The 13,516-nt window shown below is 62.5% G+C and carries 13 protein-coding genes; 9 read left to right on the top strand and 4 right to left on the bottom strand.

Features of this window, described 5'->3' with window-relative positions; genetic code table 11:
• Positions 1 to 16 precede the first annotated feature (16 nt).
• The 4 genes from NKJ01_RS05840 to erpA form a co-directional block, all read right to left on the bottom strand.
• Positions 17 to 271, bottom strand: coding sequence for a hypothetical protein (locus NKJ01_RS05840; protein ID WP_245266432.1), 255 nt, complete (start codon positions 269 to 271; stop codon positions 17 to 19).
• Positions 272 to 385: 114 nt separating this feature from the next.
• The gene (gene xth / locus NKJ01_RS05845; protein ID WP_023757630.1) at positions 386 to 1,180 is read right to left on the bottom strand and encodes an exodeoxyribonuclease III; all 795 of its coding nucleotides are present in this window, start codon (positions 1,178 to 1,180) and stop codon (positions 386 to 388) included.
• Positions 1,181 to 1,197: 17 nt separating this feature from the next.
• Positions 1,198 to 1,593, bottom strand: coding sequence for a VOC family protein (locus NKJ01_RS05850; RefSeq protein WP_023757629.1), 396 nt, complete (start codon positions 1,591 to 1,593; stop codon positions 1,198 to 1,200).
• Position 1,594: 1 nt separating this feature from the next.
• The gene (erpA, locus tag NKJ01_RS05855) at positions 1,595 to 1,942 is read right to left on the bottom strand and encodes an iron-sulfur cluster insertion protein ErpA (protein ID WP_031259639.1); all 348 of its coding nucleotides are present in this window, start codon (positions 1,940 to 1,942) and stop codon (positions 1,595 to 1,597) included.
• 105 nt (positions 1,943 to 2,047) lie between these two features.
• On the opposite strand from erpA, the gene NKJ01_RS05860 reads away from it, so the two are divergent.
• From NKJ01_RS05860 to tatC, 9 genes are all read left to right on the top strand, one after another.
• Complete coding sequence (locus tag NKJ01_RS05860; protein WP_023757627.1) at positions 2,048 to 3,262, top strand: deoxyguanosinetriphosphate triphosphohydrolase; 1,215 nt, start codon at positions 2,048 to 2,050, stop codon at positions 3,260 to 3,262.
• Positions 3,263 to 3,324: 62 nt separating this feature from the next.
• Positions 3,325 to 5,082 carry an arginine--tRNA ligase gene (argS, locus tag NKJ01_RS05865; RefSeq protein WP_023757626.1) on the top strand — a complete coding sequence of 586 codons (1,758 nt, stop codon included), beginning with the start codon at positions 3,325 to 3,327 and terminating at the stop codon, positions 5,080 to 5,082.
• A gap of 103 nt (positions 5,083 to 5,185) precedes the next feature.
• Complete coding sequence (locus NKJ01_RS05870; protein ID WP_352726761.1) at positions 5,186 to 8,635, top strand: SPOR domain-containing protein; 3,450 nt, start codon at positions 5,186 to 5,188, stop codon at positions 8,633 to 8,635.
• A gap of 133 nt (positions 8,636 to 8,768) precedes the next feature.
• A complete protein-coding gene (gene nagZ / locus NKJ01_RS05875; protein WP_352726763.1) occupies positions 8,769 to 9,788 on the top strand; it encodes a beta-N-acetylhexosaminidase in 1,020 nt (339 codons plus the stop codon).
• Between the two features lie 61 nt (positions 9,789 to 9,849).
• Positions 9,850 to 10,650 carry a segregation and condensation protein A gene (locus NKJ01_RS05880; RefSeq protein WP_352726943.1) on the top strand — a complete coding sequence of 267 codons (801 nt, stop codon included), beginning with the start codon at positions 9,850 to 9,852 and terminating at the stop codon, positions 10,648 to 10,650.
• Positions 10,647 to 11,414 carry an SMC-Scp complex subunit ScpB gene (gene scpB, locus NKJ01_RS05885; protein WP_352726764.1) on the top strand — a complete coding sequence of 256 codons (768 nt, stop codon included), beginning with the start codon at positions 10,647 to 10,649 and terminating at the stop codon, positions 11,412 to 11,414. Before NKJ01_RS05880 ends, scpB begins: the two co-directional genes overlap by 4 nt.
• 167 nt (positions 11,415 to 11,581) lie before the next feature.
• The gene (locus tag NKJ01_RS05890; protein WP_013531295.1) at positions 11,582 to 11,803 is read left to right on the top strand and encodes a twin-arginine translocase TatA/TatE family subunit; all 222 of its coding nucleotides are present in this window, start codon (positions 11,582 to 11,584) and stop codon (positions 11,801 to 11,803) included.
• A 29-nt stretch (positions 11,804 to 11,832) separates the two neighbouring features.
• Entirely contained in the window at positions 11,833 to 12,633 is an 801-nt protein-coding gene (tatB, locus tag NKJ01_RS05895; RefSeq protein ID WP_352726766.1) for a Sec-independent protein translocase protein TatB, read from the top strand.
• Positions 12,630 to 13,505, top strand: a complete 876-nt coding sequence (tatC, locus tag NKJ01_RS05900) for a twin-arginine translocase subunit TatC (protein WP_023757620.1) — start codon at positions 12,630 to 12,632, stop codon at positions 13,503 to 13,505. The genes tatB and tatC overlap by 4 nt, the downstream gene beginning before the upstream one ends.
• The last annotated feature ends 11 nt before the right edge of the window (positions 13,506 to 13,516 follow it).

A 13,516-nucleotide genomic window follows, 5' to 3' on the forward strand; every position in this document is an offset into this window, starting at 1 on the left:
CTGCCGCCTGTCGGAATCAGTTCTCGGTCGGCTCCGTCGGCACCATGCTGGGCGCGGGCGTCGAGATCGGTGTGGCATGCAGGTGCGGCGCCATCGTGTTTGCGGGGCAGTTGTCGCCGACCTTCGTCCACGAGGTGTTGTTGAGCACCATGTCGCAGCGGGCAAGATGGCTCTGGCCGGCAAGCGTCAGGCAGGCGACCTGGCCAAGCTGGTAGGATTTTCCATTGGCCAGGCATTCCTGATCGGCAAGCGCCGCGGCAGGAGCGGCCATGGCAAATGCCAGGCCGATCGGACAAAGATGAAATCGTATGGTCATAGAATCCCAGCCGCCATGCTGACCAAGCAATGAACGGCGCGAAATGTGGCGATATGAGGGTTAGCGCCGTCAGGCTGGCTGGAGCGCGAGATCGATCGCCACCGGGACGTGATCGGACGGCTTTTCCCAGGCGCGGACATGCTTTTCGATCATGGCCGATGAGAACCGGTTGGCGGCTTCCGGCGACAAAAGCAGATGGTCGATGCGGATGCCGTTGTTCTTCTGCCAGGCGCCGGCCTGATAGTCCCAAAACGTATAGGCGTCAGTCGCGTCGGTGACTGCGCGCACCGCCTCGGTGAACCCAAGGTTGAGTAGCCGGCGGAAGGCTTGCCGCGTCTGCGGCTGGAACAGCGCATCGCCCAGCCAGTTCTCCGGAAACCGCGCGTCGATCGGCTCGGGGATAACGTTGTAGTCGCCGGCCAGCACAAGCGCCTCTTCGAGCTTCAGGCGCTCTTCAGCCCAGCGCTCCAGACGTGCCATCCAGGATAGCTTGTAGGAGAACTTCTTCTCGTCATCGATCGGATTGCCGTTCGGCAGATAGAGCGACGCTACGCGCAGCGCGCCCTTGTCCGTCGAGAAAACGCCTTCGATGAAACGCGCCTGCTCGTCGGCATCGTCGCCGGGCAGGCCCCTGACAACTTCGTCGAAGCGCAACTTCGACAGGATGGCGACGCCATTGAAACCCTTCTGGCCATAGGTTTCGACATTGTAGCCAAGCGCCTCGATCTCGGCGCGCGGGAACTGCTCGTCGACCGTCTTGATCTCCTGCAGGCAGGCGATATCGGGCGCGCTTTCGGTCAGCCAATGAGTCAGGTTGCCGATGCGGGCGCGCACGCCGTTGATGTTCCAGGTGACGATTTTCATAACGGTTCCGATGCTGCTCAGTTGGGGTCTTGCGGCGGATGGCGTTCGACGAGCCCGATCGTATTGCCGGCCGGGTCCTTTAGGAAGGCCATCCATTCGGTTTCCCCAGCTGGGCCGAACTGGCCCTCGCTGTCACGATGGACAAGCGTCGGCGTCGCTGTGAAGGGGACGCCGGCCGCCGCCGCCGAGGCGTGGAAATCGTCGAGACCCGATATGTCGAGATAAACTGTCCCTGCCGGTATGCCGTCGGTGAACAACAGCCTGATATCGCCGGCCATGATAAACGCGATGCCGGGCGGATCGAAGCGCGCATGCAGGTTCATGCCCAGTACGTCGCGCCAAAAGGCTAGCGTGGCGTCGAGGTCGCGGCCAGCCGCCAGCGCGATCTGACGGACCGCGCCGATGGCAGGCATTCTATATGGAAAAGCTCGTGCCGCAGCCGCAGGAGGCGACTGCGTTCGGATTTCGGATCTGGAACGACTGGCCCATCAAATCATCGACGAAATCGATCACCGAACCGCCCATATAGACCAGCGACAGATCGTCGATCAGCACCGTGGCGCCATCCTTCTCGATGGCGACGTCATCGTCGTTGCGCGTGTCGACCAGATCGAACTTGTAGGAAAAGCCGGAGCAACCGCCGCCTTCGACGGAAACGCGCAGCGCCGTCTTGCCCGCCTCACCCGAGACAATCTTTGCGATCCGCTTGGCGGCGGCCTCGGTCATGTCGACTTTCATGGCAGTCTTGGCATCCGCGCCCATCGGCGTCACCTTGCTTTCGGTTTCACATGATAGGTATGAAGCGCGAGGGGCCAAGTCAACCAGGCTCAAATTATCTGGACCAAGTCAACTGCGGCGGCATCAGCCATGACCAATGAGTTGGGCGACATCGGATTTGGTTATCGGCCACGCGCGGCCTATGCCTGCGATCCGGCAAAGTCGCGCGGACGGCTTTTCGACGAGGTGGAGAGCCCGACCCGCACGCCGTTCCAGCGCGACCGTGACCGCATCATCCACTCGACGGCCTTCCGCCGTCTCAAGCACAAGACGCAGGTGTTCATCGCCCATGAAGGCGACCATTACCGCACTCGGCTGACCCATTCGATCGAAGTGGCGCAGATCGCGCGCGCTTTGGCACGAGCGCTGCGCGGCGATGAGGATCTCGCCGAGGCGGTGGCTCTGGTGCATGATTTCGGCCATACGCCCTTCGGCCACACCGGCGAGGACGCGCTGAACGAGAAGATGGCCGCCTGGGGTGGTTTCGACCACAATGCGCAATCGCTGCGCATCGTGACGAGGCTGGAGGCGCGCTATGCCGAATTCGATGGGCTCAACCTGACCTGGGAAACGCTGGAAGGCCTGGTCAAGCACAATGGACCGCTGACGGATGCCGACGGTCAAGGCCTGAAAGGGCGGGTGCCGCAGGCGATCCGTGATTATTCCGAGCTGCACGACCTCGAACTGGACCGGTTTGCCGGCATCGAGGCGCAATGCGCTGCGATCGCCGACGACATCGCCTACAACACGCACGATATCGACGATGGCCTGAGAGCAGGGCTGCTGACGCTGGATATGCTGGAGACGGTTTCGCTGCCCGGAACCATTCTGAAAGGTGTGCGCACACGCTATCCCTCTCTTGATGACGTACGCACCGGCCATGAGCTGATGCGGCGGCAGATCACCGCCATGGTCGAGGATGTTATCGTCTCCACCACTGCCAATCTGGAGCGCATCAGGCCACGGAACGCCGATGCCGTGAGAGCGGCTGGCGAGACGATGGTGACTTTCTCGGCCGAAATGGCCGCCTTCGAGAAAGAACTGAAGGCCTTTCTCTACAAGCATCTTTATCGGCACGCGGAAGTCATGCGTGTGCGCGCGGACGCCGAGCGGATCGTCAACGATCTGTTCGACGCCTATTTCGCCGATCCGCGCGCCATGCCGGACGGCTGGCGCGAGGGACTGGATCGGGCCGCCGTTCGCATCAAGGCGCGCAGCGTTGCTGATTTTCTGGCGGGTATGACCGACACCTATGCGCTCAAGGAACATCGGCGTTTGTTTGACCATACGCCGGAATTGAGCTAGGGCGGGCTCGATTTTGCCGGCCAACGAGCCGGATTCCCTGTAAAGCCACCAGAGCCATTCCCATGAATATCTTCGCCGACTTCACCGCGCGAATCATAAAAGCTGTCGAAGCGCTTGATTTGAAAGACAGTAATGGCGTTTCGCCGGATCTGTCGCGCATTGCCGTCGAGCCGCCGCGCGACGCCAGCCATGGCGACCTGGCGACCAATGCGGCAATGGTGCTGGCCAAGCCGACCGGCCAGAACCCGCGCGCGCTGGCCGAGAAATTGGCGCAAGCGCTGCGTGACGACAAGGATGTCGCCGCCACCGAAGTGGCTGGCCCTGGCTTCGTCAATCTCCGGCTCAAGGACGGCTTTTGGCAGGTGCATCTGACCGCCTTGCTTGGCGAAGGCCGCAACTATGGCCGCTCGACGATTGGCGCTGGCAGGAAGACCAACGTCGAATATGTCTCGGCCAATCCGACAGGGCCGATGCACGTCGGCCATTGCAGGGGCGCTGTCGTTGGCGACGCGCTGGCCAACCTGATGGCCTTTGCCGGCTACGACGTGACCAAGGAATACGTCATCAACGATGCCGGCTCGCAGATCGACGTGCTCGGTCGCTCCGCATTCCTGCGGTACCGCGAAGCGCTCGGCGAGGACATCGGCGAAATACCTCCCGGTCTCTATCCCGGCGATTACCTTGTCCCTGTCGGGCAGACGCTGGCCAAGGAGTTTGGCCGCTCTTTGCTGCAGATGCCGGACGACGAGGCGCTCGCCATTGTCAAGGACCGCACCATCGATGCGATGATGGCGATGATCCGCGAGGATCTGGCGATGCTCAACGTGCATCACGACGTGTTCTTCTCCGAGCGCACGCTGCACGCCGACAATGCCAGGAAGATCCGCTCGGCGATAAACGATTTGACGCTGAAGGGCCACATCTACAAGGGCAAATTGCCGCCGCCCAAGGGCGAGAAGCCTGATGATTGGGAGGACCGCGAGCAGACGCTGTTCCGCTCGACCGCGGTCGGCGACGACATGGACCGGGCGCTGGTCAAGTCGGACGGCTCCTTCACCTATTTCGCCGCCGATGTCGCCTATCTCAAGGACAAGGTCGATCGCGGCTTCGTCGACCTGATCTATGTGCTCGGCGCCGACCATGGCGGCTATGTCAAGCGACTGGAAGCGCTGGCGCGGGCGATTGCCGGCGACGAGGTGAAGCTCACCGTGCTGCTTTGCCAATTGGTGAAGCTGTTTCGCGACGGCGAGCCGGTGCGCATGTCGAAGCGGTCCGGCGATTTCGTGACGCTGCGCGAAGTGGTGGAGGAGGTCGGCCGAGACGCGATCCGCTTCATGATGCTCTACCGCAAGAACGACGCGCCGCTGGATTTCGATTTCGCCAAGGTGACCGAGCAGTCCAAGGACAATCCGGTGTTCTATGTGCAGTACGCTTCGGCGCGCTGCCATTCGGTATTCAGGCAGGCGAGCGAGCAACTGGGCGAGGCTAATTTCGATCGCAACAGCCTCGCGTCCGCCGTGGCTTTGCTGGCCGACGAGGGCGAAATCGGCCTGATCCGCAAGCTTGCCGAATATCCCCGCCTGATCGAGTCGGCCGCACTTGCGCTCGAGCCCCATCGGCTGGCATTCTACCTTTATGATCTGGCCTCCAGCTTCCACGGACACTGGAACCGTGGCACGGATAATCCCGACTTACGTTTTGTTAAGGTTAACGACCGACAATTGACGCATGCCAGACTAGGGCTGGTGCAGGCTGTTTCAGACGTTTTGACGTCCGGCCTGACGCTGATCGGAGCCGCCGCGCCCACCGAAATGCGTTAGGTTTGACTAAATAACCTGTCACCTTTTGCCCACATTGCGCTGGTAAGGGCCAACCCTACGCGACGTCCATGGCGTCCGAATGAGTGCGAGTTCGGGAACAATAATGGCAGACAGAACCCAGCTGAGAGTAGCCGACAACAACGACATCGCCGACGATGATCCGTTCGCGGAACTGACCAGGATCATGGGGTTCGACCCGCGCCAGCCGGTCAAGCCGCAGTCGCCCGCCCAGCCGAAGGCCCCAGCCGCCGATCACGCGGCGGAAGAGGGCGATTTCGATATCGATCTCGAGAAGGAAATGATGGCCGAGTTCGGCGCTGACGACGGCGACGCCGTTCCGGTTGCCGAGGCCCATGAGCCTACTTTCGAGCATCGGCCGGCGTTCGAAGCGGCTGAGGCCGGCGCAACGGATGACGACGAGTTTTCGGTTTCGCTCGACGACGATTTCCATCTGGACATGGCTGACGTCGACGACCAAGCGACCGGCTCCAGCAAATCGGGCGCTGCCGAAGCCGCGCCGTCCGTCGAGCCGGCTTTCGACGCCGATTTCGGCAATGCCGTCGCCAGTTCGCTTGAGGATGTCTCGCCCTTCGAGGACGATCAGCCGATGGCGGACGAGCTTGCCGCGTCGCTCGACCATGACTTCCGGATCGACGAGCAAGCTGAAGGGGTCCAGCACGCTGTTGACGACGCGCCTGCTGTCGAGACGGCTGCCTCCGATCATGAATTCGACGATGTGATTGCGATCTCGCTCGAAGACGAGTTGATGCTCGACGACCATTCGGTGACGGAACAGGCCTACAGGGCTGCCGATCCCGTCGAGTACCCCATGCCGGAGCAGGCTGCTGCGCCTGACGGCCAAGCCTCCGACGAGAATTTTGCCTCCGACGAAAATCTTGCCAGCCATCTCAACGACAGCATGGCGGATGTCGACATGGATTTTGACGTTCGCGCTGACGAGCCGGTCGCATCCGAGGAGCCGGAAGCGCATGATATGCTTGCCGATAGCGCGGATGCGAAGGGCGAGACGCCCAGCGCTGAAGCAGGGTCGGATGATGCTTTCGAGCTGAATTTCGACGACACGTTCGCCGAAACAGTCGAAGAACCGGCCACTGAATTTGTCGCCGCTCCGGTCCAGCCGGTGGCGCCAGCCGTCATTGCAGCCGAGCCGGTGCAAACCCCGATCGCGGACGAACGAAGCCTGGAAGACGAGTTGAATGCGCTGCTGGGCGCCATGACAGCGCGCGCGGCGCCTGTAGCCAAGGAGGAGCCGGTCATGGCTCGGCCGGCTGTCGCCGCGCAGTTGCCTGTCGCCGAGGCTGCAGAGACCACCGAGGAGCCGGCCGATATTGTCGGCGACCTCGACTGGGATCTTGACGAACCCGCTCCTGAGAAGCCTAACCACCTCGGCACCGCCCAGGCGGCCGATGCCGATGTCGACGATCTTTTGCATGATGAACCTCATGATGAACCTGAAGATCGGGATCCGGGCTCGGAGGCCGCCGGACATGGTGATGTCGATTTCGACGATGACGCCTTCGACGCGGCCTTTGCCAAAAGCCTGGACCCGCGCGATGCCTCCGCTTCCCGGGACAATTCGACGGATTCTCTCGATTGGCCGGCGGAGCGTTCCACGCCGCCCGAGCCAGTCCGTTCGTGGAGCCGCGTGACGCCGGTTCCGCAACAGCCCACATTTAGCGCTCAGCCTCCGGTTGGTGGTCAGCCGGCCGCTTCGAGTGCACCCATGACCACAGCCTCGGCGGTCGCCGGGGTGACTTCCTACCGTTCGGCCGAGCCGGTCGAAACTGTCGCCCCTGTATCCGCGCCGCAATCGCGCCAGTCAGCGCGTTACGAAGACATGCCCGATGTCGAGACTGTCGATGTGCCCGAGCGTGTCGTGGCGCTGGCGGACGATCTCGACATTCCGGAACTGCATTTCGAGGAAGATCAGCCGGCGTCGCCTGGCTATGACGATCTCGACGCCGAGTTCTCCAGCCTTCTCTCCGAGATGAACGCGGTGGAGGTCGCTCCCGCTACCGCGAGCTACGTGGCGTCTTACGAAGATGATTCTTACGCCGCGGGTTTCAAGCCGGGTTATGACACAGCCAAGCAGGGCTATGACAGCGCGAAGCCGGGCTATGACAGCGTCAAGCCGGGCTATGACAGGGCCTCGCTGGGTTATGAGCCGGAAGCGCGGACCTATGCGGCGCGGCCCATGGAAGTGTCTGCCCGCACGGCGGCGCCTACAGGTTATGCCGATGCCGCCGACGGCTTCGATCTCGACAGTCTGCCCGGCAATCAGCCGGCTTCACAGGCGGACGATTTCACCGTCGACGAACTCGACTACGATCCCGAACTCGATGAGGCGATGGCTGTTCCGGGCCTCGGCGAGCGTGAGGCTGCAAGGCCTTCGCGCGGACGTGGCCTGCTCATCGCCGCGATTGTCGGTGGGGTGGCGGTCGCGGGCGGCCTTGGCGCCTTTGCGCTGTCTTTCGGCGGCAAGGGCGGCACTGAAGCGCCCGTGATCGTTAAGGCCGACAACGCGCCTATCAAGGTCAAGCCGGAGAATCCGGGCGGGGCCGTGGTACCGAACCAGGACAACAAGGTCTATGACGCGGTCAGGGGTGCGAAGCCCGCCGAGCCGGTCCAGGAGAAACTGGTTACCAACACCGAAGATCCGGTGGACGTTCAGGCGAAGGATCCGAGCCGCGCCATCGATCTTTCGCCGGACCAGAACGCCGGCGCCGCAGTCACCATCGGACCCGATGACGGCAACGCCGTGCCGACCGCCGGCGCCGCTTCGACCGACAACACAGCGCCCGCGCCCAAGTCCGAGGATCGCATCGCGCAGGTGCTGCAGGATGCCGACAAGGGTACCAACGCCGATGTTGTTGCCGTTGCGCCGCGCAAGGTGAGGACCATGGTGGTCAAGTCGGATGGTTCGCTGGTGCCGCGTGAGGATCCGGCGCCGGCCGCGACGCAAGTGGCCGCAACCGAGCCGGTCGACCCGGCGCCGCAGCATGTTGCGCCGTTGGCGAAGGCCGATGCGGACCAGACCGGCACTGTAGCGCCCGCCGCCGCCCAGGCAGATGATGGACCGGCTCTCAAACCGGTGGCTGCAGCACCGGTGGCGGCAGCGCCGGTAGCGACAGCCAAGCCCAAGGCTGAGGCCAAGGCGCAGTCCGCCAACACGCCGACCAAGGTTCCGGTCGCGCCGCAGCGTCCGTCCGACCAGCCGGTTGACGTCGTCGGCGAGGTCAAGCCCGATCAGGTTGCGTCCATCGATCCGGCATCGACAGCGACCGGCGGTGGTTCATGGTCGATGCAGATTGCGTCACAACCGACGGTCGAAAGCGCCCAGTCCAGCTATCAGGATCTGCAGCGCCGCTATGGCAGCGTGCTCGCCGGCCGTACCGCCAACATCGTCAAGGCCGAGATCGCCGGCAAGGGCACGTTCTACCGCGTGCGCGTTCCGGCCCAGTCGCGCAATGATGCGATCAATTTGTGCACCAGCTACAAGGCCGCCGGCGGCAACTGCTTCGTCTCGCGCTAGAGCCGGAGCCAACCAATTGAAAAAGCCGGCGCGGTCACCGCGCCGGCTTTTTCATGGGGAAAGCAGATCTGGCGTTTGACGGCTTGTGACCCAGATGATTCCCTTTGATCGCGTGAAGCCCTAAAATGCTGACATGACCGAATCAAAATCCATGATCCTCGGCTGTGCCGGGAAATCGCTCACCCGCGAAGAAATCAATTTCTATCGCAATGAATGCCCTTGGGCCTTCATCCTGTTTGCGCGCAACATCGGCGAAACCGAACAGATCCGCGATCTGGTCGCCGAGATGCGCGACTGTATCGGGCGTCCGGACGCGCTGGTGTTCATCGACCAGGAGGGCGGCCGTGTGCAGCGCCTGCGGCCGCCACTGGCGCCGAACTATCCGGCTGGTGGTGCGCTCGGCGCGCTGTGGCGCGACGACCATGATGCCGGCGCCCGCGCGGCCTGGCTGATGGCGCGGCTGCATGCCTTTGACCTGCTGCGCTACGGCATCACCGCGGATTGCCTGCCGGTGCTCGATGTGCCGATCGAGGGCGCCAGCGATGTCATCGGCGCGCGTGCGTATGGCAAGGAACCGCGACCGGTGATCGAACTCGGCCGCGCCGCGGCCGAAGGTTTGATGTCGGGCGGCGTGCTGCCGGTTATGAAGCACATTCCGGGCCATGGACGCGCCTTTGCCGATACGCATTTCGAATTGCCTGTGGTCAATGCCTCGCTGAGCGATCTGCAGCGGCATGATTTCGCCCCGTTCCGGGAGCTCAATCATCTGCCGATGGCGATGACGGCGCATGTCGTCTATAGCGCCATCGATCCCAACAATCCGGCGACCACCTCAGGCAAGGTCATCGACGAGATCATCCGGAGCGAAATCGGTTTCGACGGGCTGCTGATGAGCGACGACACCTCGATGAAGGCACTTTCTGGGGATTTCCCGACAAAGGCGGCCTCGATCCTTGCCGCGGGCTGCGATCTGGTCCTTCACTGCAATGGCGTTTTCGAGGAGATGGCCGGCATCGCATCGCGGACCACGGGGCTTGAAGGCACATCGCTGGAGCGCGCAAAGCGGGCGCTGACCTATATTAAGAAACACGACACGGTGGAAGAAACCGAGATACGCGCTGAATTCGCCACCTATTTCGATGCGGTGGCTTAAAAAAGGGAAGTGAGAGGAAGTGGCGGAAACATTGGAAAGCAAGGCCGCGAAGGCCGCACCGATGGACCGTCTGTGGGCCGAGAATGACGATTCACGCGTCACCGGCGACCCGTCGCTGGTCGTCGACGTGGCCGGTTTCGAAGGTCCGCTCGATCTTCTGCTGCATTTGGCTCGCACCCAGAAGGTCGATCTGGCGCGGATTTCGATCCTGGCGCTGGTCGAGCAATACCTGACCTTTGTCGAGACGGCGAGGGCGCTCAGGCTCGAGCTTGCAGCCGACTATCTGGTGATGGCGGCGTGGCTGGCCTTCCTCAAATCGAAACTTCTGATCCCCAAGCAGCCGGGCGACGAGGGCGAAAGCGGCGAGGAACTGGCGGCGGTGCTGCAGTTCCGGCTGAAACGGCTGGAAGCCATGCGCGACGCCTCGGCGCGCCTGGTCAACCGCAACCGGCTCGGCCGTGACGTGTTTGCGCGCGGCATGCCGGAAATGGTCATCATCGAAAAGCGCAACGCCTATTCGGCCTCGCTTTACGATCTGCTCACTGCCTATGCCCAGCAACGGCAGAAGCAGGCGATCAACAATGTGACGATCGCCAGGCGCGGCGTCTGGTCGCTCAAGGACGCGCGCGATATCCTGACCCGCCTGGTCGGAGCCCTGCACGACTGGGCGACGCTGGAAAGTTTCCTGATCGTGTATATGACCAGCCCCGAGGAGCGGCGCACGGCGATCGCCAGCTCTTTCGCGGCCACGCTGGAACTGGTGCGCGAAGGCTCGATGGACATGCGGCAGGACGACGTGTTCGCTCCGATCTATCTGCGCGGCCGCGCGCAGGCAATCAAGGCAGTCGAGGTGGCATCATGAGCGAACGCGCCAACGCTTCGGTTATCCCGTTCAAGGTCGGCGATGAACCCGAAGAGGAATCGCTCTCCCAGTATCCTTCAGAGCAACAGGTGCAGAATCCGGCCGAGCGGCTGCATCTGGCGGAAGCCGTACGCATGGCCGAGGCGATCGTGTTCGCCAGCGCTGAACCTGTCAGCGAAAAGCAGCTTGCGGCGCGTCTGCCAGATGGCATCAACGTCGCCCTGGCCATGGCCGAACTGCGCCAGATCTATGCCCGGCGCGGCGTCAATCTGGTGCGCGTCGGAGATGCCTGGGCATTCCGCACCGCCGGCGATCTGGCTTTCCTGATGAGCCGCGATACTGTCCAACAAAGGAGGCTGTCGCGCGCAGCGCTAGAAGTGCTGGCGATCATTGCCTATCACCAGCCAGTGACGCGCGCCGAAATAGAGGACATCCGCGGCGTCGAAACCTCGAAAGGGACGCTCGACACGCTGCTGGAAACCGAATGGGTGCGCATGCGCGGCCGGCGCAAAACGCCGGGACGCCCTGTCACCTACGGCACCACCGACAACTTCCTTGATCATTTCGCGCTGGAGGAGATCCGCGATCTTCCGGGCATGGAGGAACTGAAAGGGGCCGGGCTGCTTTCGGGCCGCATGCCGTCGAATTTCTCCATTCCGCAGCCGCCGGCCGATCCCGACGCGTTGACCGACGACGAGGACGCGCTGACCGACATCGACCTCGAGGAACTCGGCCTGCTGACGCCGCGCGTCACGGAGGATTGACTGGCTAGCTGCCAATCTGTCGAGGATGCGCGGATTCGTAGCGGGCCATCGCGTTGAAAACGCGTGACATCCGCCACCCTTTCATAAACTCTGTCGCAGTTGTGTTTGAATCCCTACGCGAAAGCGCATAGATCATCGCCAGGGAAAACGTTCGAGAGAGATTTGCTATGGGTTCATTTTCGATTTGGCATTGGATGATCGTGCTGGTGATCGTGCTGCTGGTGTTCGGCCGCGGCAAGATTCCCGAGCTGATGGGTGACATGGCCAAGGGCATCAAGAGCTTCAAGAAGGGCATGGCCGACGATGACGTTGCCGAAGACAAGCGCACCGTCGAACACCGTGCGGATGAGACCGTTGCGGCCGCGAAGGAAAAAGCCAGCAAGAGCTGAGCCACGGGTTCTAGTCGGAACAGAGTGCCATGTTTGAAGTCGGCTGGACCGAAATGCTGGTCATCGCGATCGTCATGATCGTGGTCGTCGGGCCCAAGGATTTGCCTAATATGCTGCGCACTTTCGGGCGCACGACGGCCAAGCTGCGCGCGATGGCGTCCGATTTCCAGAAGCAGTTCAACGAAGCGCTGAAGGAAGCCGAGCTTGACGACGTCAAGAAGTCGGTCGACGAGCTCAGAGGCCTCAGCCCGATGGCCGAGATCAAGAAGCAGCTCAATCCGTTCGAGCAGGCCGCGGCCGACGTTCGCTCCGGCGTCGATGCGGCGATGAAGCCCAAGCCGGCGGCCGATCCGGCAATGCCTGCCGCTTCGACACCGCTGGCGGCCGAGCCTTTGAAGAATGGCGCTACGACCATGCCTGGCGTCAACGGGCCGGAAGCCACGCCGGCAGCGCCAATTTTCCCGGCAATGGCCGATGACTCGGTGGTGACGTCGTCATTGCCGACAGTACCGGTCGTGGCGCCAAAGGCGTCCGCGGCGAAGGTGGCCAAGGCTGCGCCGGCAAAGGCAATGCCGGTTGCAAAAATACCGGCCACGGCTTCGGCGAATGTCGCAAAGGCTCCTGCGCCGGCGAAAACGATCGCCACCAAGGCCCCGCCTACGCCCAAAGCGCCAGCGAAGACCGTGGCGGCGGCAAAGGCTGAAACGCGCAAAACCGCGAAGCCTGCTGCGGCCAAGGCGATCGCGAGCAAGACCGTGGCGAAAGCCGATCCGAAGCCTACGCCGGCCAAGACACCGGCGGCCAAGAAGACGGCGGGAGCCGCCAAGTGAGCGTTTCGGACAAGGAAAAGGACGAGATCGAGAAATCGTCGGCACCGCTGATGGAGCATCTGATCGAGTTGCGCCGGCGGTTGATCTGGTCGCTGGGCGGCTTCTTCGTCGCGTTTCTCGTCTGCTTCTTCTTCGCCAAGAAGCTGTTCAACCTTCTGGTCGTCCCGTTCAGATGGGCGACGCAGTGGGCAGGGCTCGATCCGCACAAGGTCGAGCTGATCTACACCGCGCCGCAGGAATTCTTCTTCACCCAGGTCAAGCTCGCAATGTTCGGTGGCATGGTGATCGCCTTTCCGCTGATCGCCACGCAGATCTACAAGTTCATCGCTCCAGGCCTCTATAAGAACGAGCGCAACGCCTTCCTGCCGTTCCTGATCGCTTCGCCGATCCTGTTCCTGATGGGCGCGTCTCTGGTCTATTTCTTCTTCACGCCGATGGTGATGTGGTTCTTCCTCGCCATGCAGCAGACCGGCACCGACGAACAGGTGCAGATTTCGCTGCTGCCGAAAGTGTCGGAATATCTCAGCCTGATCATGACGCTGATCTTTTCCTTCGGCCTGGTGTTCCAGCTGCCGGTGGTGACCAGCCTTATGACGCGGGTCGGCATGCTGTCGTCCAAGGCGCTGGCCGAGAAGCGCAAATGGGCAATCGTCATTGCCTTCGTCGTCGCCGCGGTGCTGACACCACCCGATCCGATGAGCCAGATCGGCCTGGCCCTCCCGACGATCCTTCTTTACGAGGTCTCCATCTGGGCTGCCCGGCTGATCGAGCGCGATCAGGAAAAGCAGCGTGTGGCGCGCGAGAGACAGGACACAGCGGAAACCGTGGCGGACAAAGCCCCAGACGAGCCTCCGGCGCCTGCTGCCTCCTAATACCGGGCTGC

This window comes from Mesorhizobium sp. M0276 (genome assembly GCF_040321755.1).
Classification (GTDB): domain Bacteria; phylum Pseudomonadota; class Alphaproteobacteria; order Rhizobiales; family Rhizobiaceae; genus Mesorhizobium.